Here is a 23,206-nt window from a genome sequence, read left to right as displayed (position 1 = left end):
ATGATGGAGCTGATCAAGGAGGATCCTCATGTCCGCAACCGCGACCCCACCGCAGTCCACCTCGACTCCTGCATCCGAACGTCCGAACTCCGCCCTCATCGTCGTCGACGTCCAGACCGGAGTCATGGACGCCTCGTGGAACGCCGAGTCGGTGATCTCCACGATCTCCGACCTCGTCGATCGCGCCCGCAACGCGGACACGGAGGTCATCTGGGTCCGGCATACCTCGGGCGAACTGCCCACCGATTCGCCGCAGTGGCAGATCGTCGACGCACTCTCACCCGAACCGGGTGAGGCGATCGTCGAGAAGACCCACGGCAACACTTTCGAGGACACCGACTTCGAGGAGGTCCTCTCCGCCAAGGACATCGGACACCTCGTCGTCACCGGGGCACAGTCCGATGCGTGCATCCGCTCGACCATCCACGGCGGCTTTGCCCGCGGCTACGATGTCACGCTCGTCTCCGATGCGCACACCACCGAAGATCTCAGCGAATGGGGTGCGCCCGAACCGGAGAAGGTCGTCTCTCATACGAATCTCTACTGGGGCTTCGAATCGGGTCCGGGCCGCACCGCGAAGGTCGAAGCCGCGCAGGAGATCGACTTCGATGCCGGTTGATGCGACCCGGCTGAGGCGGCCCGGCGGTGCACGCCCCGAAGCGAATCGGCCGCGGTGCGCCCCGCGCAGCCAAACAGCCGTGGCGTTTGGAAGGGCCTGCCCTGCGTGAGCGCTGAAACACCACGTGCGACAGGATCCATGGATCTGCTCTCCCGCGCCCGCTCCGCGATCGATCGGGTGAGTCCTGTCCAAGCTCTGAAAGAACAGCGCCGAGGCGCGATCATCGTCGATGTCCGCACGGACGTCCACCGCGACGCCGCTCCGTCGATTCCGGGGTCTCTGGCCATCGACTTGACCGTTCTGCCCTGGCGGCTCGATCCCGACTTCGACTGGCGCATTCCGGAGGCCGACAGTCTCGACCGGCGGTGGATCCTCATCTGTCGGCACGGCTACTCGTCGTCGGTGGCGGCCTGGAATCTGCGGCAGATGGGACTGACGAACACCGCCGATGTCATCGGCGGCTTCGAGGCTTGGCAAGCGGCGAACCTGCCGACCACCGAGGAAGCTCCCGACCGCAGGCCGTGATGGCGAGGCGTGGATCTGGCATCATGGCCTCATGAGTGAGGACAAGCGCAGCATCGAACTGACCAGGATCGCCGAGAACCACTACCGGGCCACCGCACCGAGCGGAGCCAGCGTCGAATTCGGACGCGGTGAGGGCCTGATGACACCCGTCGAGCTGCTGCTCGCGGCGGTCGCGGGCTGCTCCTCGATCGACGTCGACACCGTGACCAGCCGGCACACCGAACCGACCCGCTTCGACGTGCACGCCGATGCCGACAAACTCGACGAGGACGGTGCCTCCCGACTCGAGAACGTCCACCTCGACTTCGATCTGGCCTTCCCCGATGACGAGGAGGGACGCAAGGCCGATGCGCGCATCGAGAAGCTCGTCGGCCTCTCCCACGACAAGTACTGCACGGTCTCCCGGACCGTCGAACATCCGACGACGGTCGACTTCAGCATCCGCCGCGACTGATCGACCCGGCGGCTGCTCGACCCGGCGGCTGCTTGGTCTGGTGACTGAGCATCCCAGCGCCGAGGCGGTGCCTCAGCTCTCGGCCAACCTCTCCCGCTCGACGCTGACGTCGTAGTCGGCGGCCGGCCACTGCGGGTCGATCTCCCGCAGGGCGCCGAGCAGCAGGCGTTGGACCGCGAGTCGGGCATACCATTTGCGGTCGGCGGGGATGACGTACCACGGGGCCGCCTCGGTGGAGGTGCGTTCGAAGGCGGTCTGATACGCCTGCATGTAGTCCGGCCACAGGAGGCGTTCGTCCACGTCGCCGGGGTTGTACTTCCAGTGCTTGTCGGGGCGATCGAGGCGCTCCATGAGCCGGTCCTTCTGCTCGTCCGGGGAGATGTGGAGCATGACCTTGATGATCCGCACCCCCGCCTCGGCGAGTTCGGCTTCGAAGGCGTTGATGGCCTCGTAGCGGCGCTCGATCTCGGCCTCGTCGGCGAGTTCGCGGACCTTCCCGATGAGCACGTCCTCGTAATGGGAGCGGTCGAAGACGCCGATCATGCCGGGCCCGGGGACACGCGGACGGATGCGCCACAGGAAGTCGTGCGCGAGTTCCTCCTTGCTGGGCTTCTTGAAGGCCGCGAGTTCGATGCCCTGCGGATCGACCGAGCCGACGACGTGGCGGACGATTCCGCCCTTGCCCGCCGTGTCCATCGCCTGGAGGACGAGGAGGACAGCCGGGCCGGACTCCTCGTCATGGTGGGCGGCGAAGAGTCGCTCCTGGAGGTCGTCGAGCTCACCGGTGCAGTATTGGAGGTCCCTGCGGCCGGACTTCTTGTTTCCCTCATAGCCGGGAGTCGAATGCGGATCGACCTCGTCGAGGCGGAAGCCGTCGTCGACTCGCAGCAGCGGTGCGGGATCCTCCGACCAGCCGAGGTCCGTCTTCTCACTCATGACTTCATCTCCGTGCTCATGCCTTCATCTTTGCAGGCAGGGGGCCGAGCGTCCACACAATCCTGGGGTCCTGCCCTCGGCTCCACTAAACTGGAGGAGGAGAGCGGAAGGCATCGCGATGAACGAAGACCTGCTCATTGTCGAAGACCTCATGCTGCTGCTCCTGTCCGAGGACGGAAATTCGGTCGCCGGAGCGGCAGTTCTCGACTATGCCCTGGCAGGAGCCGTGCTCGTCGAACTCGCACATCTCGAGCACCTCGAGGTCCATTCCCATCACAGGACGAAGGGCACGCTCATCCGTGCGCAGCGCGATGCGACTGCGATCGATCCTCTGCTCGCCCTGGCGCTCGAGTCGTTCGGTCGGAAGGAGTATTCGGCCCGGACCCTCATCCCCACTCTCATCGATTCGCTCGAAACCGGGCTGAAGGAGCTCGTGCTCGAGCGGCTCTCGCACAGAGAGATCGTCGACCGACAGACGAAGAGACGGCTCGGCCTCATCCCGGCGACGAGGTGGCCGCTGCGACAACCCCACCTGCGGGTCCGGCTCGGCTCTCGCATCAGTGACATCGTCACCGCCGAGGGCCACGTGCTCACCGGCGACGGGCGACCAGATCTGCGCGGTGCCGCGCTCATCGGTCTGCTCTCGGCCTGCCGCGTCTATTCGCTCCTCGCTCCGGACCTGCCGTGGAATCCGCAGGTCGCCAAGCGAATCAGGGCGATCGAGAAGGGCACGGTGAGCGCACCGGGCACCGCCTCGGCGATCAAGGAGATCTCGGACGAACTCGCCCGGGCTGTCTCCTCACTGACCGGAGCGAGGTCCTCGGCGCCGATTCTCTGAACGGCATGCCGAGCCTCGGCTCCAATCACGAGGCTTCAGCCGCGGAGCTTCAGCCGCGCGGCCCGCGAGGCGGCTGTTGCGGCTGAGGCCCCCGAGGCGGCTGTGACGGTCGAGGCGGCAATTGCGACGGAGTCGGCTGGGGCGACGGAGTCGGCTGGGGCGGCTGGTGGGAATCGATTCCCGGCAGCCGCATCCCGTCTCCATGTCCGTATCGGTTGCGCTCTTCCCAATAGAGGCTCGTGAACTCGGCTCGTTCGGCTTCGGTCGCCTGTTGTGGCGGCCGGTCGATGACATTGCGCAGGGCACCGAAGACCCCCAGCACCACGAGACCGACGAGGGCGAGCGCGCCCCAGAGGAGAATGCCGGTGGTGCTCGGCGGGTTCTCGAATATGTTGATGCCGGCGAATTCGATGAGGAAGACCATGCCGAGGAAGGGCAGAATCAGGACGAGCGCGCCCTTCCAGCCGAAGATGATCATGTTCATCACGAGGCAGGTGTTCCACGCCGTCGCAGCGAGGAGGAAGAGGAGAACGAGAAAGATGCCGGCCGGGTCCGTGGTCAGCTCGGCGGCCACGGTGCCGGGCATCGCACGATCTCCGAGGATGAATGGCCAGGTCATCATCGCCAGCACCCCGATCACCGAGACGGTGAGGATTCCGAGGAGCAGCAGAGGCACGAGCCCGGAGCGCCGAAATCCCGAGTCTCTGCGGGCCTGTTCGAAGAACAGGAAGGGAAACAGCAGCACGAGCAGTCCCGCACAGATTCCCGCCCACAGCCCATCGCCTGCCACGGGGTCGGTGGCAATGTTCTTCCGCAGAAGACCGGTCCCGGCGAGTCCGATGAGCAGAGTCAGGAAGAGCACGGCGAACACGGAGATGCCGATGACGCGCAGATAGTCGCGCGCCCAGGTCGGCACGGGCTCTTCGGGAGGTGGGGCGGGGAGGGAATCACTCATGGACTCATCTTCTCAGTAGGCAGGGTCCCCTGTGGTGCAGAGAATGTGGCAGATCTGTGTCAGGGATCGGCCCGACCCGGTCGAGCCTCCGACCGCCGCACCTCAGTCCGGTTTCCGGAACACCGAAGGCAGCTTCTTCATCCGCTTTCCGGTCTCACGGTAGGACCACGAGCGCATCGGCTGCGGCACCCTCCACTGCAGCCTCCAGGCGAGCATCCGGAAGGCGAAGGCGGCAGCCGCGATGAGCAGGGAGGTGATCCCGTTCAGCAGTCCGGTCACCTCGGCGAGGATGGTCAGGCCGGATCCGAACAGGGCCGGGATGAGGTAGAGGTCGGTGCCGCGGAAGATCGCGGGGTCCTCGCTGGCCACCGCATCGCGCATGAGCCCACCGCCGCACGCGGTCAGCGCGCCCATGAGCAGCGCGGCCGGATAGTTCGCGCCGACGCTGAGCGCGATCGTCGTCCCCGTGACGCTGAAGAGCCCGAGACCCATCGCGTCGAAGGCGACAATCCAGATCCGGGCGCGCGAGACGTACTGGCCGATGATGTAGACGAGCAGGGTCGCGATGAGCGGTGGGGCGAGGTAGATCGGCTGGCCGAGGGCGTTCGGCACCCGGTCCAGGAGGACATCGCGGATCATGCCCCCGCCGATGCCCGTCATCGTGCCGAGCACCAGACCGCCGGTGATGTCGAAGCCCCGCCGGGCCGCCAACAGCACACCGGAGACCGCGAAGACGAAGGTGCCTGTGAGGTCGAGTGCGAGGAAGATGATCTCCTGCATGTTCAGTTCCACAACGGCTCCCGGGTTCGGCTGGCTCAGGGTCCGCCCGGCTCCGCGGGCGGCGCTGCCTCCACTGTAGTGTCCCGGCCCGTCACCCGGTTCGTGATGCATTCCACCTCGCCGGGGACGACGAAGGCACGCAGACCTGGGTCCACGTGCCTCGGCGATATCCGGCTGAGCCGCTCAGCTGAGCTGGAAGTTGTCCGGGTTCTTGTAGGTCTCGATCTCCACGCTCGGGCTGCCCTTGCCCATCAGCAGCTTCGAGATCGGGCAGCGGGCGTGGGCCCTGGCCGCGTACTTCTCGGCGTCTTCGTCCGAGACTCCCTCGATGGAGATGAACGCACGCGGCGCGAAGTAGAAGCCGTTGCCCGAGGCCTCTTTGTGCAGGTCGACCTCGACACGCACGCGGGAGAGGGCATCGAGTTCGTTGACGGCGAGCACGACCTTGAGGGTCTCGCCGAGGCAGGTGGACCAGGCCATCGCGAGGAACTGCTCCGGGTTGCTGCCCTGATCGAGGTGCGAGGTCGGGGCGGTGGCCAGAGTCAGCCCGTCTTCGACGCGCACCTCACCCGAGGTCCCACCGAGGTTCTCGACCTTGGCGGTGTAGAGGGGGGCGCTGGCGCTCTTCGGCTCATCCGAGTCGCCGCTCGGAGCCTGCGGCTGTGCGTATCCAGGATTCTCAGTCATTGCTTCATTTTACGACAGCTTGGCAACAAGGTCACTGAGCCTTTTGTGAACGCGACGTGACTCGGCGGCTCTGAAGGGCGTTCACAGGACTCTCGGAATTCCCACAGTCATCCGTTTCGGCCTTCGCTCCGAATGATTCGCATGAACCGAAAACATCGTGTGCTCCGCCGCATCCGCGGTGCGGTCGCCGGCATGGCCTCCACGCTCGTCCTGTTCGGGCTCGCCGATCTCATCGCGCGCGCCTTCAGCCCGAGCGCGGCCCCGCTGCTCACCTTGGGCCAGGCGATCATCCCCCTGGCTCCCCCGGCGGCCATCAAACCCGTCATCGCCCTGTTCGGGGAGAACGACAAGCTCGTCCTCGTCCTGTCCACGGGACTCGGTGCGCTGGTCCTCGGCGGGCTCATCGGGGCCCTGGCCGTGTCTCGCCGGCGGCTGGCTCTCCTGTTGTTGATCGTCGCCGGGCTCGTGCCTGCCGTCGTCATCGCCCTCCGCCCCGAGGCCGGAATCCTCGACCTCGTCCCCACGCTCATCGGTCTTGCCGCCGGCATCGCGACCTTCATCGTGCTCTTCCGGTTCGGTGGGTTCACCGTCCCCGCCGAGGCGAGCGAGTTCGTCGTCCCCGCCGAGGCGGCCCGCCGTTCCGACCACGACCAGTCCGGTCCCGACGGCTCCACCTCCCCCGACCCGCTGAGCCGCCGACGCTTCTTCACCCTCGCCGGCACCCTCGGTGCGATCGGCGCCGCGAGCATCGCCGCCGGTCAGACCGTCGTCTCCCTCGCCCAGGACGCAGGAGCGGCAGTGGCCAAACTCGTCCTGCCCGACCCTGCGAAGAAGGCTTCCCCGATCCCCGCCTCGGCAAGCGCCGATGTCGAAGGCACCGTTCCCTTCGTCACCGAGGCGAAGGACTTCTACCGCATCGACACGGTGCTTGCTCCCCCGGTCATCGACCCCGAGGAATGGTCGCTGCGCATTCACGGCATGGTCGAGAACGAGGTCACCCTGACGATGGACGAACTCCTCGACCTTCCCCTCGAGGAGCATCACATCACTCTCACCTGCGTCTCCAACCCTGTCGGAGGTGAGCTCGTCGGGAATGCGACCTGGCTCGGCTTCCCCGTCCGTGAACTCCTCGCCCGGGCCCGGCCCCACCAGGATGCCGATATGGTGCTGTCCCATTCCTTCGACGGCTTCACCGCCTCGACGCCGATCGAAGCGCTGCGCGATGATCGTGAGTCCCTGCTGGCCGTGGGGATGAATGGGCAGCCGCTTGTGCCCGAACACGGGTTCCCGGCCAGGCTCGTCGTGCCCGGGCTCTACGGATTCGTGTCCGCGACCAAATGGGTGACCGAGCTCGAGGTCACCCGCTTCGACGAAAAGACCGCCTACTGGACCGACCGCGGGTGGGACGCCAAGGCGCCCATCCTCGTCGCCTCCCGCATCGAGGTGCCCAAACCCCTGGCCAAGGTCGCCGCGGGCGACATCCGGGTCGGCGGCACCGCATGGGCACAGCGGTCCGGGATCGAGACCGTCGAAGTCAGACTCGACGACGGCGACTGGACGAAGACCGAGCTCGCCGAGGAGGTCTCCATCGACACCTGGCGGCAGTGGCGGGCCGAATTCGCCGAGGTGGAGCCGGGCTCCCACACCCTGACCGTGCGCGCCACGGACAAGGACGGCACCGTGCAGACCGCGAAGCGCCGGGATTCGATCCCGAACTCGGCCACCGGACACCATCACATCCAGTTCCGTGTTGAGTGAAGGGGAATGCCCCGTCCTGCGCGTCCGTCGGGAAGGGCGGAACCGTCTCGGCGAAGAATTTCTCAACTTTCTCACCGATCCACCCATCCAGGACCGCACCCGCTGCGAATACCCAGTACACAGCAGGCAATGGAGACTACTTCACAGCTGTGCGCCGATACGCACCACTGTTGACAAGGAGAAGAACAATGAAAACAATGCTTCGCACACGTACCGCAACCATCCTCTCAGCCGGCGCAATCGGACTCCTGGCCCTCTCCGGCTGCGGAGGCATGGACTCCGGCAGCGAGGACTCCGGTTCCGAATCCTCCAGCACCGAATCCCAGGCCGCTGAGTCCCAGATGCCCGAGGAATCCGGTGACGCTTCGATGGCCGGTGGCGACCTCGTCGGCTCCGGCTGCTCGACCTACGCCGAGGAAAACCCCGACGGTGGGGGCTCGGTCGAAGGAATGGCCCAGGACCCGGTCGCGACCGCGGCATCGAACAACCCGATGCTCACCACCCTGACGAAGGCCGTCTCGGGTGAACTCAACCCGGATGTCGATCTCGTCGATACCCTCAATGGTGACGAGTTCACTGTCATCGCCCCGGTCGATGACGCGTTCGCCGCCGTACCCAAGGACGACCTCGATGCCCTGGCCAAGGACTCGGACATGCTCACAAAGGTCCTGACCTACCACGTCATCCCCGGACAGCTGAGCCCCGACGAGATCGCCGGTGAGCACGAGACCGTCGAAGGCTCGAAGGTCACTGTTTCCGGTGAGGGCGAGGACATGAAGTTCGACGATGCCGGTCTGGTCTGCGGCGGAGTCAAGACCGCCAACGCCACCGTGTACATGGTCGACAGTGTCATGATGCCCAAGGACTGACATCCCAGACCCCTCGCAGTACCGGCCAGGGACCGATCACTGATACCCCGATCGGTCCCTGGCCACCCCTCTTTCCTCCCTCACCCACCGACGAGCGTGTCAGTCATCGGTCGGGGGATGAGAAGATTGGTCCATGAGTTCACACGATCCGACGGCGTTTCGACCAGGACCCCCAGGGTCTGCACCAGAATCCCGACACCCGGCCCCCACGCCACCGGTGGAGTCCGGGTCGGCAGGGTCCGGGTCGGCAGACTCCGGGTCTGCAGGGTCTGGGTCGGCAGGATCCGCACCGGCGGAGCCCACCGGTGACCTGCTGGTGAGGATCGCTGCGGGCGAGACGGCGGCGTTCGAGGAACTCTTCACGGACCAGTCGAGGATCCTCATGGCCGTGATCGTGAGGATCGTCAAGAGCCGGTCACTGGCCGAGGAGGTGTTGCAGGAATGCTTCACCGAGGTATGGACACGATGCTCGGGTTTCGACCCGGCGAGGGGAACGGGCCGGGCATGGCTGATCACCTTGTGTCGCAGGCGAGCCATCGACTGCGTGCGCAGCGTCCAGTCCCAACAGGACCGGGACCTCGCCGATGGACTCCGGTCCACCGCCGCCACCGGTGACGATGTCGAGCAGACAGTGATCGACCGGGCAGAATCGGATCGGACGGTCTCAGCATTGAAGGGACTGCCGGAGGATCAGAGCAGACCGATCGTGATGGCGTTCTACCAGGGTCTGACACATGCTCAGATCTCTCAGACCCTCAAGGTCCCGTTGGGGACCATCAAGTCACGGATCAGAGACGGAATGAAGAAGCTGCGAGAGGAATTGGAGGCGAGTCGATGAGCACCGATCGTGATTATCTGGCCGCCGGCCTGGCGCTCGGGGGACTCAGCGAGACCGAACTGGTCGAGGCACAGGCCCTCGCCGAGACTGATGCCGACTTCCGTGCCGAGGTCGCCTCCTACGAAGACACGATGTCGCTGGTCGCCGAATCCGATGAACCCGTCGAGGTCAGTGCCGAAACCCGCGCAGCGATCCTCTCCATCCCCGCAACCCATCCCCAGGAGGGTTCCGCGGACGAACCGCAGGAAGGTTTGCGGGAGCGCCCGGCGAATGCGCAAGCGAACGCGCACGAGCGCCCTGTGGACGTGCCGCCAAACCCGGCGACGCATGCGCAGGAAACTCCGACCGCGCCTGACCCGGTCGACCCCACGCCCCATGCGCAGCAGAACTCGACAGCTGCGAACCCGGGCGACCCCACACCCCCGGCCTCCCTGGCCGACCACCGCGAACGGAGCAGCGGCCGCGGTCCGAACCGCCGAGCCCGAGCCGGGCGTCGCAGTTCGTGGCTTCCCTATGCGGCCGCGGCGGCCGCCCTCATCGTCGTCGCCGGATTCGGCGTCACGATCTGGCAGCAGACGCAGCGTCAGAACCAGCTCGAGGAGGACCTCGCGTCCACCCAGCAGCAGCTCGACGAGTCTACGCGTCTGATGGAGGCCGACGACCTGCACACAAGCACGGCCGAACTGCCCGAAGGCGGAACGGTCACGGTGCTGTCCTCCGAGTCCGAGCAGCTCATCCGCTTCAGCCCGCGCGATGTCGGACAGGCTCCGGCCGGGAAGTCGATGCAGATGTGGGTGATCGGCGATGACGGTCCGGCGAGCGCTGGGCTGATGACCGGTGAGCCGGTGACGATCGCCGGCCACGAGTTCGCCACCGGCAGCGTCTTCGGCATCACCGTCGAACCCGAGGGCGGCTCCGAGCAGCCGACCACGGACCCGGTCGTCGCGATCAACCTGTAGGCCGCGCCGCACGGAGCAGCGTGGTCGCGGGCCACGGGCCACGAGCCACCGGCCAAGAGCTGCACGCTTTAAGGCAGAGAGCACTGGTTGCAACCAGTGCTCTCTGACTTAACCGGAGTAGGATCGCGCTCACCGTCCGCGAAGGAGCCGACATGACCGAGTTCGAGTGGGATCCCGCAAGCTATCTGGCCCTCATGGCCGAAGAGATCCCTGACTACACACGCCTGCAAGCCGAGCTCGCCGAGGCCGCCACAGCACCGACCGCGCCGGAGTCGGCCACCGACCACGCCGTCCACCCGAGCACCATCCTCGACCTCGGCGTCGGCAGCGGCCTGGCCGCGACCAAGGTCCTCGATACCCTCCCCGAGGCGAAGCTCCTCGGGATCGACGCCAGTGCGCAGATGCTCGCCGCCGCCCGCACGACTCTCGATCCTCAGCGCACCGAGCTGCGGGAGGGCCGGCTCGAGGACCCGCTGCCGCCCGGACCGTTCGACCTCGTCATGTCGACGCTCGCGGTCCACCACCTCGGCGCAGAAGGCAAGGCGGATCTCTTCGCTCGCATCGCCGAGGTGCTCAGACCCGACGGTCGCTTCGTGCTCGCCGATCTTGTGGTCCCCGATGACCCCGCCGAGGTGGTCACCCCGATCGATTGGATCGAGGACACTCCCAGCTCACTCGAGGAGCAGTCGGGCTGGCTCGCCGAGGCGGGCCTGAACACACGAGTCCACTGGAAACACAAGGATCTCGCGGTCGTCGTCGGGGAGAAATCCGCTCAGGACTGATCCCGCATCGACGACCGCGCCTCAGCCTGCAGGTGGAGTCCTGCGGCGCGAAATCCCCACCTCGGCGGATTCCGCCCGACAGCGCCACTGTCTAAGCTGGGAGGATGGCAGAGAATGAGACATCGCTGAGCCCGACCAAGGGAGATGTGTATCTGACCATCATCTTGGCCGTGGCTTCGATGGTCTTCTCAGTGCTCTACACGGCGACTGGCAATTGGCCTTTCGAAGCACCACTGTGGGTGCTGTGGCTGAGCTCGGCGGCCGTCTCCCTGCCGCTGATCTGGCGCCGGCGCTATCCGAGTCAGGTTGCCTGGACCCAAGCGGTTGTCTTTGTCACGGCACAGGTCTTCAGCGCGATCGAGCCCGGGGTCACCCAGATCATCCTGTTCATGGGTCTCTATTCGGTGGGAGCCTGGCAGAGCAACCGCCGGGCCGCTTTCATCTCCCGGACCCTCTACTGCTTGGGCATCTTCCTCTACCTCAACCTGGCCCTCTCCTTCCAAATCAACGATCTCTCGGGGATGACGGCCCTGCAGATCGCCGCAGGCTTCGGCATCAATGTGCTCGTCAACGTCGCGTACTTCGGCGGTGCCTGGCTGTTCGGCAATCGTGCCTGGAACCAAAGACTGCTGTTGGCCGAACTCCGAGCCGCCAATGAGGAGGTCCGGCGGCAGGGAGAACGCCTGGCCGAGCAGGCCCTCGATCTCGAGCGGGTGCGCATCGCCCGCGAACTCCATGACGGGGTCGCCCACCATATCGCCGGGGTGGGGATCCACGCCGCGGCCGCGCGCCGCAGCCTGACGAAGAACCCCGACAGAGCAGCCGAGTCACTGAAGACCATCGAAACCTCGACCAGAGAGACCGTCGAGGAACTCCGCGCCCTCGTCTACACCCTGCGCGACACCGACGAGGCCCGGACCGAGCCGACGACGAAGGGCAACCCCAGCCTCGGCGATCTGCCCGAACTCATCGAATCGGCCCGCGGCAACGGCCAGAGAATCGAGTTCACGACGATCGGCGAAACCCGTCCGCTCACACCGATCACGGAGCTGTCGATCTACCGCGTGATCCAGGAATCCCTGACCAACTGCAGCCGCTACGCCGGTCCCGGCGCCGAGGTGGAGGTGCGACTGCGCTACGGCGGTGCCGATCTCGAGGTCGAAGTCAGCGACTCGCGTTCAGCCGGCTCCGAGCTCGCAGCCGAACGTCCCGACGCTTCGGTGCGCCCCGAGGACTCAGTGCACCCCGAGGACCCAGCAGGCCCCGAACCGCAGCAGGCCGGCCTCGGCCTGGGCATCGTCGGCATGCGGGAGCGGATGAATGCCCTCGGCGGCAGCCTCGAAGCGGGGCCGAAATCCCGCGGAGGTTGGCTCGTCCGCGCCCGCATCCCCTATCCGCACACGAACGAAGATGTGGCTGTTTCGGCGTCGCCCGCTGCCGCCTCGGCGACTCCCGATGCCGAAGCAGCAGCCAACGACGCCGCAACCGTCGACGTCGAGGACACGGGCACGGCCACCGAGAGCGCGGACCCCACCGCCGAACCATCCGCCCACCCCACCGACACCCGAGCAAAGGCTTGAACCCGTGATCCGAGTCCTCCTCGTCGACGATCAGTCGATGGTCCGCACTGGCTTCCGCACCATCCTCGAGTCCGAAGACGGCATCACCGTCGTCGGCGAAGCGGAGAACGGGCAGATCGCCATCGACCGCGCCCTGGAGCTGTCGCCGGACGTCATCTGCATGGATGTTCAGATGCCCGTCATGGACGGCCTCGAATCCACCGCGGAGATCGTCCGCAGAGGTGCGGCCGGTGCGGTGCTCATGCTCACCACCTTCGACCGTGACGACTTCCTGTTCCAGGCCTTGGCGGCTGGTGCCAGCGGGTTCCTGCTCAAGACCGCCGAGGCGGAGCAGCTCATCGATGCCGTCACCGCCCTGGCGAACGGGGACGGGCTCCTCTCCCCCGAGGTGACCCGACGTGTCATCGAGCGCTCGGTGAACAGCCCCGAGCCGACGACTCCCGCTCCGCCCGTGCTCGATCAGCTCACCGAACGCGAGTTCGAGGTCCTCCATCTGGTTGCGTCAGGACTGAGCAACTCCGAGATCGCGGCAAAGCTGTTCGTCGGCGAGGCCACGGTGAAGACTCATGTGTCGAATCTGCTGACGAAGCTCGATATCCGCGACCGCATCCATGCCGTGATCTGGGCATATGAGAACGGGATCGTCGGTACCGGAGCGCGGAGCGGCGACTCGGGGTCGACAGACCGAACCTGACAGTTCGGACCAAGATCCGGGACGACCTGGCGAACTCGATGACGCCGAGTGTAGTCTGTCTTACGGCCGAATGACCCGATCGTGACCGGCCCATTCCCCGCCCCACAGCCCCACCACCTGCACTCAAGGTCCACCCCAACGATCCCCGAAACAGTCTTGATGGTTTCGAACTTCGGCGACCGGAAAGGCACCATGCGCATGCGCAGCACGGACACCGCTGCTCCATTCGACCCCACCTACGACCGCCTTGTTCACCAGGCACCGACGCGCAGCCGAGAGTCGACGCAGATCCTCGACTATCTCCGCGCCGACCGCTCGGTCGTGGTGGTCTGCCTCACCGGCGACGGAGCGCTTGACTTCGCCCGGTCCTTGGCCTCCACGCTCGGTCAGCCCGAAGCTTCCCTCCTGCGAGTGACCACGCACACGAGCGCCGAGGAGGTCCAGGAGTTCACCGATCCCGCACGTCTCAGCGGTGGCCCCCGAATCATCTGCGGCGCCCACCTGCTCACTGCCGAGGCAGAATCGGTCATCGACCGCGCACTCCATCAGTCGAAAGTACCCATCGCCTACCTTGTCGACGGCGACCGTCTGCGCGCCGTGCATCGGGACAGCAATGGACCTCTCTCCCAGATCGCGGCCGGGTGGAGTTCCGGGCAGCTCGAGCGGATCGACCTGGCCCGACTGACCAGCAGCGAGTCTCTCGCACTCGTTACCGGACTCTCCGCAACCGCGCCGCTCGATGACCTTCAGCTTCGCACCCTCGCGGCACTGTCCGCCGGCAGGCCGCTGGTCGCCGCCGATCTCGTCGCATGGGCCGAGGAGGATCCGCACAGAGTTCCGCAGCGCTACCCCCATGCCAGCGTCGATACCCCACCTTTCGGCAACCGCTCACTGCTGCGGTTGTCAGCACAGTATCCGCTCCTGCGCAGAGACACGCTGGTCACCGCCCGTCGCCTCGGCGACATCGGACCCATGCCGATCAGCACGGCCAAGCAGCTCTTCGGCAATACGACCATCGCTCGCCTGATCGACCTGCGGTTGGCCCGCGAACTCGAGGTCACCGGCCAACCCTCCGTTGCGGTCTCGCCACTCCACGTCTCGGCCATGGACAGCGCACACGTCGGTGAGACCAGCGCCGAGGAGGACGAGGGATTCCGCCGCCGACTCGAGACGATGTGGCGAGCGGGCTATCCCGTCGGCGAGGTGGCCGAGATCAGCTTGGCACGTGACCTCGTCAACGACGCTGCCGAACTCGACCGTTCCCGGGCTCGGCTGATGCTCAGAGCGGCGCGTTCCCTCAACCGCCTCGGCGATCCGATGGAAGCCACTGTCATGCTCCTCACGGTCGAAGACACGATCAGGGACGACCCGCCTCTGCTACTCGAATGGGAGCTGCAGTCGATCATGGCACGGCTGACCAACGGTGATCGCGCGGGCGCCGTCAATCTGATCCGGTCTGCTGTCGAGCGCGGGGCCATGGGGCACGAACACGAGCCTGTGTGCCTCGAACTTCTCTTCGTAGCGGGTGCAGCTCTCGCCTCCGAAGCTGAACTCCCCCAGTGGTGGACGGACTTCCTCACGGGCACGGTCGACGCCCTGATTCCCGGGACGGCGAACCTCGTCTCCTCATTCACCGGCAGCGTGATGACTCGAATCGAGGACCTCCGATCGGTCCTCGACTCCCCCCGCACGCCGCCGGGCCTGCGTCTGGCCGCTCTCGCCACCCTCTGCCAGTACAACCTCAAGATTGACAACGCCGCGGGTCTGATCGCTGCGGCAGAGACGGGGCTCGACCTCATCGCCGACCTCACCACGGTCCAATCACGAACGCTCGACGATTTCACCTTCACCATGCTCTGGTACTTCTCCGCCGGAGCCACCGTCAACTGTCTCCTCGCCGGCATCGAACATGAACGCTCCGAACTCACCGCACGCACTCTGCTGACGACCGCGTGCGGTGCGTCGGCCCACAGCGGCTGGCAACTGACGGCCACCGCGGCGTGGTCCACCGGAATTCTGCGCCTGCTCGAAGGGAAGGTCGACAGCGCGGCACGCGACTTCGAGGCCTTTGCGGCATCGGTCAACCCGGCGCTGCTTGCCGTCGGATGGGGATTGCGGGACACCATCGGTCGCTGGCAGCGCAGTCGCGCCCCCTACTATCGGACGACCGCCGACGCCGAGGCGGGTTCGACGCAGGGGTACCGACTCCATGATGGTTTGGCCGCGTTTCTCCTCGGCCCGGGATCGCCGAATGCCGAAGAGCTGCCGCCATGGCTGCGCACGGTCTTCGTCCATGCTCGCCTCCTCGACGGCACGGTCGCTGCGACCGAAGCCGATGCGTCCCTGGCCGGAGACCCGGATCTCGATCTGCCCGGCCCTCGCACCGCCCGCAGGCACATCGCGGCGGCAGCCGCCGAGGATGCCGATGCCCTCATGGTCGTCGGGCGCGAACTGCAGCAGGTCGGCTACCGTGGTGCCGCCCGTCTCGCCTTCACCCAGGCGCGCGCGCTGTTCCTCGGCCAACGCATGAGTGCCCGTGCACGGTCGGCCGGGAACGCCCTCGATGCGCTGCACCTGCGAGCTTCGACGGCACCCGAGGACCCATCGCCCACGGCTGAGTCGCCGAGACCGCCGACCGATGCCTCGCCCGCCGTGACGCTGACGGACCGCGAGCTCGAGATCTGCCGGCTGATCGCCGAGGGGCTGACGAATGTCCAGATCAGTCAGCGTCTCGTGCTGTCGGTGCGCACAGTCGAATCGCATGTGCTCCAGGCTCGGGCCAAGCTCGGAGCCAGCCGGCGTCGAGACATCCCGATGATCATGCTCAAGCTCCGCGATGCCGGTCGGCTCAATGCCGCGCAGCGGGGGCGGGCTTGACGCGAACCGGTCGTCCCGTCCACCACACATAGACTCCGGCCGCCACGATGCCGGCGCCCATGATGACGATCCACCAGGGGAAACCGGGAATGTCCGGAGGTGCGGTTCCGGCCTCGAGATCGGCTGCCGGAGTCGGATAGACGCGTTCGGCGGTGACGAGGATCCGTTGGGAATTGATGCCCAGCGGCGTGCAGGTGACCAGGGTGACGAGGTCGCGGTCGGACACCGTCTGCAGTGATTCGGTCTCATCGGGTTCGACGACCTGTGTGCGCACGATCTGGTAGCTGAGCACCTCGCCGAAGGTCGTCAGGGTGAACCTGTCGCCCTCGCCGACCTTGTCGAGGTTCGTGAACATCGTCGCCTCGGCCAAGCCACGATGACCGGTGATGACCGAATGCGTGTTCCGGCCTCCGACGGGCAGGCTGGTTCCTTCGAGGTGTCCGAGCCCTTTGAGCAGGGTGGCATCGCTGGTGCCGTGGTAGATCGGCAGGTCGAGATCGATCGAGGGGATGCGCAGTCGGGTCATCACGCCCGGCCCACCATCGTCGAGCACGTCCTCGTAGGCCGGGGACCCGTTGCTCGAGGTGCCGCTGCCCGAGGGCAGTCGGTGGTCCGACTCGAGCTGCGCGCCCGATTGCAGGGCGGCGTTGTACTCGTGGGCGAGCTTGAGCTGGCGGGAGTTCTTCGCACGGTCGCCCTCGGAGGTCGTTGCCGAATTTCCGATGATCTTCGACTGATCGAGCTGGGAGAACCAGGCCGCGGCGCTCGGGTAGGTCCAGATTCCCAAGCCGCTCAGCGCGACCAGGGCGATGACCAGAGCGAACACGGGCACGCGCCACCGGCGCCCGTCCGATGACGGGCGCCGAGTTGACTTGCGCGGCCGCCGAGTCCGATTCGGCGCGGGCACCGAACCGGACTCCTGGGCCTCGGGTGAGTGGGTCACACCTGGTTCTTGCGGCGGTTGGCCACGACGATGCCTGCACCACCGGCGATGAGCATGAGGCCGATACCGGCGATCATCGCGAGCATCTTGCCATCAGCACCGGTCAGCGGCAGGTTCGGGTGCCCCTGCTGGGTGTTGGGGAACTCGTACCTGAGTGGTGCCGAGGTCTCGCCGGCTGTAACGGTGACCTCTTTGACGGTACCGTCGAGGACGTAGCCGGCAGGCGCCTTGGTCTCCTTGACCCAGTACTGCTTCGAGGTGGCGTCGTTGTTGCCGACCCACAGGGTGATCGAGACGGTGCCATCGGCCGTGGTCTTCACCGAGGCCACGCGGTTCTTTGCTCCGGCATCGGAGAAGATGTCGAACTCGGCTCCGGCGAGGGTGTGGGACTTGTCGCCTGCGACGTGCTTGATGACCTTCAGCGAACCCCAGTTGGTGCTCACCTGGTTGGTCTTCTTCTCGGTGCCGTTGGTGTTGACCAGCGCCGAGTTCTCGATGGTTCCGTCGCCCTGCTCGATCACCTTCGTCGTGATCGTGGCGACGATATCGCTGCCGGCCTTGAGCTTCTTCAACCCCGCATCGGTGAAGGTGATCGTCACGGTGCCGCCGTTGACGGTAAGCGTGTAATCGGTGCCCTCGGAGTAACCGGCGACCTTGGTCGTGACGTGCTCAAGACGGGAGTCGAGCTTGTCGGTGATGACGAACTTCTTGTATCCGTTGTTCGCGGCCGGAACCGGGGCAGAGATCGTCCAGTCGACGTTCGAGCCGAGCACGGGAGCGGTCGGGTTCGAGACTTCCTTGGTCGGCTGGGTCTTGTTGATCGAGTTCTTCGGGTAGACGTTGACGTCGTAGAGCCATTTGCCGCCCGACTGCGACAGAGGAAGGGTGACGAGGAACGGATCCGTCGTCGAGGTGGCGTCGGCCGGGGTCCCGGTCTCGGTGACGAGGTAGAGGCCCAAGGGCAGTCCGCTGAAGGTGGCGAGCCCGTCACCGGTGGTGGTCTTCTCGCCCTTCTTCTCCTTGGTGAAGCCGCCGGCTGCGACCTGGGAGGCCTGCAGACCGCTGATCGCATCCCAACCTTCGGGAGTGGTGAGATCGATGCTCTGACCGCCCTTGGCCGTCACCTGCTCGACCGTGAAGGTGGCACCTCCGAGAGGATTGCCGAGCTTCGAGGTGTCAGAGAGGGCGGAACCGTTGCCGCCGTCGCTGCCGTAGCTGCCGTCGTACTTGTGGACGATGATCGACCCGGTCTTGCTCGTGTCGATGTTGCCCACATTGTCGGCCGCCTGCGCGGTACCGGCCATGCCGAGCACGCTCAGCGCCGCTGCTGCGGTGATCGCGGTCAGACGCCGCCACAGACCCAGTTTCCTGTTTTTCATTGTTTCCCTTTCAGTGCTTCCGGTTCCTGCGGCGCAGGCCCTTGAGAAGTGCGATGGCACCGGCGGCGGCGAGCAGAGCTGCTCCGCCGATGAGGTAGATCTGGCTTCCAGTTCCGCCGGTCAGCGGCAATGCCACCGGTGGTTTCTGGACGTTTTCGAATGTTCCGAGTGACTGTTTGAGTCCCTTGTCGGATCCGTTCACGGTGAACGTGTGTGGGGTCTGGTCGAGGACGAATCCGGACGGTGCCGATTTCTCGATGAGTGTGTAGTCGCCCCATTTGAGACCGTCGACCGAGAACTTGCCCGCGGCCGGGTCCTTGTCCAGGCCGGTGCATCTGTCCGCCGAGGCGGCCGTGCAGTCCTCGACGATGACCTCGGAACCGTTGGGCCCCCGCAAGGTCCAGACCGAGCCCTTGAGCGCGGTCCCGGACTCGTCAGTCTTGTCCCAAGTCACGACACCGGTCTTCGCGGTGTTCGTGATCGTGCATGTGACCGCGTCGCCGGTCTTCAGAGTGACCGAGCTCTTGTCGGAGGTGACAGTGCCAGAGCCGGAAGTCGGCTTGCACACCCAGTCCGAGGCTTCGTAGCCCTTCTGGTCACCGGCCTCTGATAGGGCGTACTTGCCCGCTTTGAGCTTGGCCTTGGTGACATCCTTCGAACCGGTCTTGCCCTCGATCGTCTTGTTTCCCGAAGCCGCGTCACCGACAGCCTTGAGCGTCCAGTCGGTGTCTTTGGCCGTGCCGGTAGCAGCCTTGTTGTCGACCTCCTTCACCAGAGTCAGAGCAGTGTCCTTGACCTTGTTGAGGTAGGAGCACTTGACGTCGTCGCCGGGCTTGATCCCGGTGAGGTTGGTGGCGGATTCGCTCGTCAGCTTCTTCTCGGCCTTCGTACCGTCGAGACCGGTGATCGTGCAGCTCGCGCTTTTGAACTCGAAGCCTTCCTGCTGGGTCTCAGAAATCGCGACGGTGGCCCGGCCGGTGGTCTTTGTGAATTTCAGCCCCCACTTGGCGTCGCCGTCGTTGTTGGTCTTCTGCGTGGCAGTCGTCGGCGTCGCAGTGACACCGTCGGTCGTCGCAGTGGCTTTTGCGCCGAGCGTCCAGTCCCTGCCCGGTTTGACGTTCTCACCGTTCTCGTCGGCAACGTCCTTGTGGATTGAGACATTCGCCGTCAGCGGAGAGTTCGTGATCGTGCAGACTACGGCGTCGCCAGAGTCTGGGATGGTGATCGCACCGGAGCTTCCGGTACCGGACGCACCGCTCATCAGCTTGTTGTCGACCGTGCACGAGTAGGCACTGGCGTAGTCACCGAGATCGGCCCCGCCGGCAGCCTTCTCAGAGAAACTGATCATCGCCCCCCGCTTAGCTGGTTGTGGCCCGACAATCTCATCCTGGATGCCGGTGGCGTTGCCGGTCGTAGTCGTGCTGCCGAGATCGGTGCTGCCTTGCTTGAGCGAAAGAGTGAACTGGTCGTCAGCCTTCGCACGTCCACGCTGCACATCTTTCTGGAGAGTGAAGGTGGCAGGCGAAGAGCACGAGGCGAGGTCGGAACTGGACCAGCTGCCACTGGCGAAGTCGGCCCCGTTCGACCAGTCGGGCATGTCATAGCGCCGCACCGTGTCGGCGGTACCTAAGAAGGATCGGCCATCGGAGTCGAATGCCACGCCGTTGACATTGGAGTTGGTCGCATAGGTTCCCGACACGGAGGCAGGAATGGTTCCTCCGTTACCCGCACCAAGATTCGCCTTCGTCACCGAGTAAACGGTTGTATTTCCGCCAGAACCGCGAACGACGAAAAGATTGCCGTTGGAGTCGAATGCCATGTCACCGTTTGCATTCGAAGCAGTACCGCTCGTCGTGTTGATCGTTCCGACGACGCGTATCGATCCCCCGTTGGGAGAGTATCGGAAGATCTTGAATGAATTGCCTCCCTCGGTGAAGCCGCCGAAGTAGTAGTTTCCGGTAGCCAAATCGACAGCACCGGCGATGAGGTTGGTTCCAGTGCTTTGTACCGACCCACCTGTCGAGGCCCAGGTTCCGTTGGACGAATCGAACCGGTGGACGGTGGCTCCGATGTTGTAGCCGCTGCTTGTAGAGCGTTCGATGGCGTAAATGGGCGACCCGCTTTCGCCGATCCCCAACCCGTTGAAGTTGCTGACGTTCTTCGCAGGCGACCCCGCGTTGACCCCACTGGATCCTTGAGTGAGCTTGCGCATCTGCCCGGAACTCGATATCGAATACACAGTCCCCGGGGTGCAGCTGATCGAGACTGCGGCCGCGGCCGCAGGCGCTGGCGAAAGCAGGACGATGCCGGCCCCGGCGAAGAGCATCACCAGCGTGGTCAGTGCGGCCCACACGGTGCGCATACGCAATCCGAGCAGCGTCATAGAATCCTCATTCCGATTACAAACGATCTCGCCCGAACCGGACTCATGCTCCGTCTGCGCACACGTCTAGGTGGACTGGTCAGACAGCGGGAATATGAGGGGTGGGGCTTGGCGAACATCTTCAGCCTAGAAAGCGGATCACCCGAATGCGTTGCTCGGAGCGGGTACTTCAGCAATAGATGCGTAGTCCGCAGTCGCCTCCCACCGAACCTCCCGAAACTACTTAGTAGTTCGACATTCAACTATCCATCCGGCCCGTTGAAACGCCCCACTGGGGGCCTCTCCCCCTTCCGTCGGAGGCGCAAATAGCCCTCGAGGCTGAGCCGGATCGTGCCCCGGCCACATACGGTTGAGACATGATCACCCTGGAGAACATCAACCGCAGCTTCGGCGGCAAACAGGTCCTGCACGACCTGAGCTTCAGCATCGGCGATGGCCGGATGACCGGCTTCGTCGGCTCGAACGGCTCGGGGAAGACGACGACCATGCGGATCCTGCTCGGTGTCCTCGCCGCCGATTCCGGCCACATCACCGTCGACGGCTCCCCGATCACACCGACCCATCGCAGCGCGATCGGCTACATGCCCGAAGAGCGCGGCCTCTACCCGAAGATGCCGATCATCGATCAGCTCATCTACCTCGCCCGCTTCCATGGTCTGAGCAGGCAGGCGGCCAAACGCCGGGGCCTCGAACTCCTCGAACTCCTCGACCTGAACGGCGAACCCACCGACACCCTGGAATCGGTCAGCCTCGGCAATCAGCAGAAGGTGCAGATCGCCGCCGCCCTCATCCACGAACCTCAGGCGCTCGTCCTCGACGAGCCCTTCTCCGGCCTCGATCCGGTCGCCGTCGAGCGCACCCTGAATGTGCTCAAGTCCTTCGCCGACACGGGCGCTCCCGTGCTCTTCTCCAGCCACCAGCTCGACCTGGTCGAGCGCCTCGTCGACGATCTCGTCATCATCAATCAGGGACGCCTGGTGGCGAACGGCACCGCCGAACAGCTCCGTCGCCAACGCAGCCGCCCCGAATGGACCCTGCAGACCGAGTCCGACATGGGCTGGGTCCGCGAACTCCCCGACATCACCGTCGTCGAGCTCGACGGGACCTGGGTACGCTTCTCCGCCGACAACGCCGACGCCGCCGAGGCGGTCATGCGCCGGGCGCTGTCCGCCGGCTCCGTGAGGTCCTTCGCCCCGCACACCGTCGCCCTCAACCGTCTCTTCCAGGAGGTCACACAGCCATGAGCCGCGCCAGCTTCACTTCCGCCATCGGACTGGTCATCGAACGCGAGATCATGGTTCGCGTGAAGTCCCGGGCCTTCATGACTTCGACGATCATCTCCATCGTCCTCTTCGGCGCCCTCGTCGCAGTCTCGGGAGCGCTTCCCACGCTGTTCTCCTCCACCGACAAGGTGGCGGTCACCTCGGCGGGAGCCGAGGCAATGGAGGGATCGGACGATGTAGACCTCGTCACTGTCGAAAGCGCCGACGAGGCGAAGGACCTCATCCGATCGGGCGAGGTCACGGCGGCCGTCGTCGAATCCGATGACTCCCCCGTCGGCTATTCCGTCATCGCCGAACGCTCGGCACCGGAATCGCTGACCGGGGCCCTCAGCGAAGTTCCGACCGTGCAGCTCCTCGACCCCGATGCCCCCGATCCGGTGCTGACGAACTTCATCGGCCTCGGCCTCGGGATCGTCTTCTTCATGGCCGCGATGACGTTCGGCAACACCATCGCCTCGTCCGTGGTCGAGGAGAAGCAGTCACGGATCGTCGAGATCCTGCTCGCCTCCACCTCGGCGCGGGTGCTCATGTTCGGCAAGATCATCGCGTGCACGATCCTCGCCTTCGCCCAGATCGGGCTGACCGCACTGTCGGTGCTCATCGGGGCCGCCATCAGCGGAAACGACCTGGTCCTCGGCAAGGTCGCGGAGCCGATCGCCTGGTTCATCCCGCTCTTCATCGTCGGCTTCGTCATGGTCGCCGCCCTCTACGCGGCCGCGGCCTCGATGGTCTCACGCACCGAGGACCTGGCCTCGACGAGCTCGCCGATCATGATGCTCATCTTCCTGCCCTACATGGCCGTGATCGTCTTCTCGTCCAACGAATCGGTCATGGCGGTGCTCTCCTACATCCCGTTCGCGGCCGCGGTGGCGGTGCCCATGCGGGTCTTCCTCGGCACGATCGAATGGTGGGAGCCGTTGGTATCGCTGGTCATCCTCGCGGGCACGACCCTGCTGGCACTGCTGCTGGCGACCCGGATCTTCGAACGCTCGATCCTCCGCTCGGGCCCGAAGCTGTCGTGGAAGCAGGCACTGACCCGGTCCTGAAGGCGGGCTTCTCACCGCAGG

At 65.5% G+C, this 23,206-nt stretch carries 21 protein-coding genes; 14 read left to right on the top strand and 7 right to left on the bottom strand.

Annotated features, from left to right (window positions below):
• Positions 1-28: 28 nt before the first annotated feature.
• From ACH82I_RS12185 to ACH82I_RS12175, 3 genes are all read left to right on the top strand, one after another.
• The gene (locus ACH82I_RS12185; RefSeq protein ID WP_413332910.1) at positions 29-619 is read left to right on the top strand and encodes a cysteine hydrolase family protein; all 591 of its coding nucleotides are present in this window, start codon (positions 29-31) and stop codon (positions 617-619) included.
• Positions 620-757: 138 nt separating this feature from the next.
• Positions 758-1,144, top strand: a complete 387-nt coding sequence (locus ACH82I_RS12180) for a rhodanese-like domain-containing protein (protein WP_413332908.1) — start codon at positions 758-760, stop codon at positions 1,142-1,144.
• A 31-nt stretch (positions 1,145-1,175) separates the two neighbouring features.
• Positions 1,176-1,598, top strand: a complete 423-nt coding sequence (locus ACH82I_RS12175; RefSeq protein ID WP_413332906.1) for an OsmC family protein — start codon at positions 1,176-1,178, stop codon at positions 1,596-1,598.
• A gap of 72 nt (positions 1,599-1,670) precedes the next feature.
• On the opposite strand, the gene ACH82I_RS12170 is transcribed toward ACH82I_RS12175, so the two are convergent.
• Positions 1,671-2,534 (bottom strand): PPK2 family polyphosphate kinase, encoded by an 864-nt coding sequence (locus ACH82I_RS12170; RefSeq protein WP_413332904.1) that lies wholly within the window; start codon positions 2,532-2,534, stop codon positions 1,671-1,673.
• 118 nt (positions 2,535-2,652) lie between these two features.
• Between ACH82I_RS12170 and ACH82I_RS12165 the strand changes: the two genes are divergently transcribed.
• Entirely contained in the window at positions 2,653-3,372 is a 720-nt protein-coding gene (locus tag ACH82I_RS12165) for a GOLPH3/VPS74 family protein (protein WP_413332902.1), read from the top strand.
• 49 nt (positions 3,373-3,421) lie between these two features.
• Here ACH82I_RS12165 and ACH82I_RS12160 read toward each other — a convergent pair whose 3' ends face one another.
• From ACH82I_RS12160 to ACH82I_RS12150, 3 genes are all read right to left on the bottom strand, one after another.
• Positions 3,422-4,327, bottom strand: coding sequence for a hypothetical protein (locus ACH82I_RS12160; protein ID WP_413332900.1), 906 nt, complete (start codon positions 4,325-4,327; stop codon positions 3,422-3,424).
• Positions 4,328-4,429: 102 nt separating this feature from the next.
• On the bottom strand, positions 4,430-5,218 hold the full coding sequence (locus tag ACH82I_RS12155; RefSeq protein ID WP_413332898.1) for a trimeric intracellular cation channel family protein: 789 nt from the start codon (positions 5,216-5,218) through the stop codon (positions 4,430-4,432).
• Between the two features lie 72 nt (positions 5,219-5,290).
• Positions 5,291-5,794, bottom strand: coding sequence for an OsmC family protein (locus tag ACH82I_RS12150; RefSeq protein ID WP_230746403.1), 504 nt, complete (start codon positions 5,792-5,794; stop codon positions 5,291-5,293).
• Positions 5,795-5,935: 141 nt separating this feature from the next.
• Between ACH82I_RS12150 and ACH82I_RS12145 the strand changes: the two genes are divergently transcribed.
• The 8 genes from ACH82I_RS12145 (at position 5,936) to ACH82I_RS12110 (ending at position 16,151) form a co-directional block, all read left to right on the top strand.
• A complete protein-coding gene (locus ACH82I_RS12145; RefSeq protein ID WP_413332896.1) occupies positions 5,936-7,552 on the top strand; it encodes a molybdopterin-dependent oxidoreductase in 1,617 nt (538 codons plus the stop codon).
• Between the two features lie 188 nt (positions 7,553-7,740).
• Positions 7,741-8,421, top strand: a complete 681-nt coding sequence (locus tag ACH82I_RS12140) for a fasciclin domain-containing protein (protein ID WP_413332894.1) — start codon at positions 7,741-7,743, stop codon at positions 8,419-8,421.
• 316 nt (positions 8,422-8,737) lie between these two features.
• Positions 8,738-9,259 carry a sigma-70 family RNA polymerase sigma factor gene (locus ACH82I_RS12135; RefSeq protein ID WP_413332892.1) on the top strand — a complete coding sequence of 174 codons (522 nt, stop codon included), beginning with the start codon at positions 8,738-8,740 and terminating at the stop codon, positions 9,257-9,259.
• Positions 9,256-10,218, top strand: a complete 963-nt coding sequence (locus tag ACH82I_RS12130) for an anti-sigma factor domain-containing protein (protein WP_413332890.1) — start codon at positions 9,256-9,258, stop codon at positions 10,216-10,218. Before ACH82I_RS12135 ends, ACH82I_RS12130 begins: the two co-directional genes overlap by 4 nt.
• Before the next feature lie 152 nt (positions 10,219-10,370).
• Positions 10,371-11,000, top strand: coding sequence for a class I SAM-dependent methyltransferase (locus ACH82I_RS12125; RefSeq protein ID WP_413332888.1), 630 nt, complete (start codon positions 10,371-10,373; stop codon positions 10,998-11,000).
• Positions 11,001-11,104: 104 nt separating this feature from the next.
• A complete protein-coding gene (locus ACH82I_RS12120) occupies positions 11,105-12,580 on the top strand; it encodes a sensor histidine kinase (RefSeq protein ID WP_413332886.1) in 1,476 nt (491 codons plus the stop codon).
• A gap of 4 nt (positions 12,581-12,584) precedes the next feature.
• Positions 12,585-13,274 carry a response regulator gene (locus ACH82I_RS12115; RefSeq protein ID WP_413332884.1) on the top strand — a complete coding sequence of 230 codons (690 nt, stop codon included), beginning with the start codon at positions 12,585-12,587 and terminating at the stop codon, positions 13,272-13,274.
• A gap of 159 nt (positions 13,275-13,433) precedes the next feature.
• Positions 13,434-16,151, top strand: a complete 2,718-nt coding sequence (locus tag ACH82I_RS12110) for a LuxR C-terminal-related transcriptional regulator (RefSeq protein WP_413332882.1) — start codon at positions 13,434-13,436, stop codon at positions 16,149-16,151.
• On the opposite strand, the gene ACH82I_RS12105 is transcribed toward ACH82I_RS12110, so the two are convergent.
• Genes ACH82I_RS12105 through ACH82I_RS12095 form a run of 3 tightly spaced genes read right to left on the bottom strand, consistent with a single transcriptional unit; the run spans position 16,123 to position 20,856 of the window.
• Positions 16,123-17,094, bottom strand: coding sequence for a class C sortase (locus ACH82I_RS12105; protein WP_413332880.1), 972 nt, complete (start codon positions 17,092-17,094; stop codon positions 16,123-16,125). The genes ACH82I_RS12110 and ACH82I_RS12105 overlap by 29 nt on opposite strands.
• Positions 17,091-18,473 (bottom strand): SpaH/EbpB family LPXTG-anchored major pilin, encoded by a 1,383-nt coding sequence (locus tag ACH82I_RS12100; protein WP_413332879.1) that lies wholly within the window; start codon positions 18,471-18,473, stop codon positions 17,091-17,093. Before ACH82I_RS12100 ends, ACH82I_RS12105 begins: the two co-directional genes overlap by 4 nt.
• Before the next feature lie 10 nt (positions 18,474-18,483).
• The gene (locus ACH82I_RS12095) at positions 18,484-20,856 is read right to left on the bottom strand and encodes a SpaA isopeptide-forming pilin-related protein (protein WP_413332877.1); all 2,373 of its coding nucleotides are present in this window, start codon (positions 20,854-20,856) and stop codon (positions 18,484-18,486) included.
• Positions 20,857-21,212: 356 nt separating this feature from the next.
• Here ACH82I_RS12095 and ACH82I_RS12090 point away from each other — a divergent pair, with 356 nt between their 5' ends.
• Complete coding sequence (locus ACH82I_RS12090; RefSeq protein ID WP_413332875.1) at positions 21,213-22,100, top strand: ABC transporter ATP-binding protein; 888 nt, start codon at positions 21,213-21,215, stop codon at positions 22,098-22,100.
• Entirely contained in the window at positions 22,097-23,185 is a 1,089-nt protein-coding gene (locus ACH82I_RS12085) for an ABC transporter permease (RefSeq protein WP_413332873.1), read from the top strand. The genes ACH82I_RS12090 and ACH82I_RS12085 overlap by 4 nt, the downstream gene beginning before the upstream one ends.
• Positions 23,186-23,206: the final 21 nt, after the last annotated feature.

The organism is Brevibacterium sp. GP-SGM9, from assembly GCF_047300845.1.
Lineage (GTDB): Bacteria > Actinomycetota > Actinomycetes > Actinomycetales > Brevibacteriaceae > Brevibacterium.
The sequence above is the reverse complement of the archived record's forward strand: the minus strand, read 5'-3'. Positions and strand labels throughout refer to the sequence as shown.

What these genes read in the sequence shown, in the direction of transcription:
- ACH82I_RS12185 (WP_413332910.1), top strand. Translation starts at nt 29, where the DNA reads ATGTCCGCAACCGCGACCCCACCGCAGTCCACCTCGACTCCTGCATCC.
- ACH82I_RS12180 (WP_413332908.1), top strand. Translation starts at nt 758, where the DNA reads ATGGATCTGCTCTCCCGCGCCCGCTCCGCGATCGATCGGGTGAGTCCT.
- ACH82I_RS12175 (WP_413332906.1), top strand. Translation starts at nt 1,176, where the DNA reads ATGAGTGAGGACAAGCGCAGCATCGAACTGACCAGGATCGCCGAGAAC.
- ACH82I_RS12170 (WP_413332904.1), bottom strand. Translation starts at nt 2,534, where the DNA reads ATGAGTGAGAAGACGGACCTCGGCTGGTCGGAGGATCCCGCACCGCTG.
- ACH82I_RS12165 (WP_413332902.1), top strand. Translation starts at nt 2,653, where the DNA reads ATGAACGAAGACCTGCTCATTGTCGAAGACCTCATGCTGCTGCTCCTG.
- ACH82I_RS12160 (WP_413332900.1), bottom strand. Translation starts at nt 4,327, where the DNA reads ATGAGTGATTCCCTCCCCGCCCCACCTCCCGAAGAGCCCGTGCCGACC.
- ACH82I_RS12155 (WP_413332898.1), bottom strand. Translation starts at nt 5,218, where the DNA reads ATGCATCACGAACCGGGTGACGGGCCGGGACACTACAGTGGAGGCAGC.
- ACH82I_RS12150 (WP_230746403.1), bottom strand. Translation starts at nt 5,794, where the DNA reads ATGACTGAGAATCCTGGATACGCACAGCCGCAGGCTCCGAGCGGCGAC.
- ACH82I_RS12145 (WP_413332896.1), top strand. Translation starts at nt 5,936, where the DNA reads ATGAACCGAAAACATCGTGTGCTCCGCCGCATCCGCGGTGCGGTCGCC.
- ACH82I_RS12140 (WP_413332894.1), top strand. Translation starts at nt 7,741, where the DNA reads ATGAAAACAATGCTTCGCACACGTACCGCAACCATCCTCTCAGCCGGC.
- ACH82I_RS12130 (WP_413332890.1), top strand. Translation starts at nt 9,256, where the DNA reads ATGAGCACCGATCGTGATTATCTGGCCGCCGGCCTGGCGCTCGGGGGA.
- ACH82I_RS12125 (WP_413332888.1), top strand. Translation starts at nt 10,371, where the DNA reads ATGACCGAGTTCGAGTGGGATCCCGCAAGCTATCTGGCCCTCATGGCC.
- ACH82I_RS12120 (WP_413332886.1), top strand. Translation starts at nt 11,105, where the DNA reads ATGGCAGAGAATGAGACATCGCTGAGCCCGACCAAGGGAGATGTGTAT.
- ACH82I_RS12110 (WP_413332882.1), top strand. Translation starts at nt 13,434, where the DNA reads ATGGTTTCGAACTTCGGCGACCGGAAAGGCACCATGCGCATGCGCAGC.
- ACH82I_RS12100 (WP_413332879.1), bottom strand. Translation starts at nt 18,473, where the DNA reads ATGAAAAACAGGAAACTGGGTCTGTGGCGGCGTCTGACCGCGATCACC.
- ACH82I_RS12095 (WP_413332877.1), bottom strand. Translation starts at nt 20,856, where the DNA reads ATGACGCTGCTCGGATTGCGTATGCGCACCGTGTGGGCCGCACTGACC.
- ACH82I_RS12090 (WP_413332875.1), top strand. Translation starts at nt 21,213, where the DNA reads ATGATCACCCTGGAGAACATCAACCGCAGCTTCGGCGGCAAACAGGTC.
- ACH82I_RS12085 (WP_413332873.1), top strand. Translation starts at nt 22,097, where the DNA reads ATGAGCCGCGCCAGCTTCACTTCCGCCATCGGACTGGTCATCGAACGC.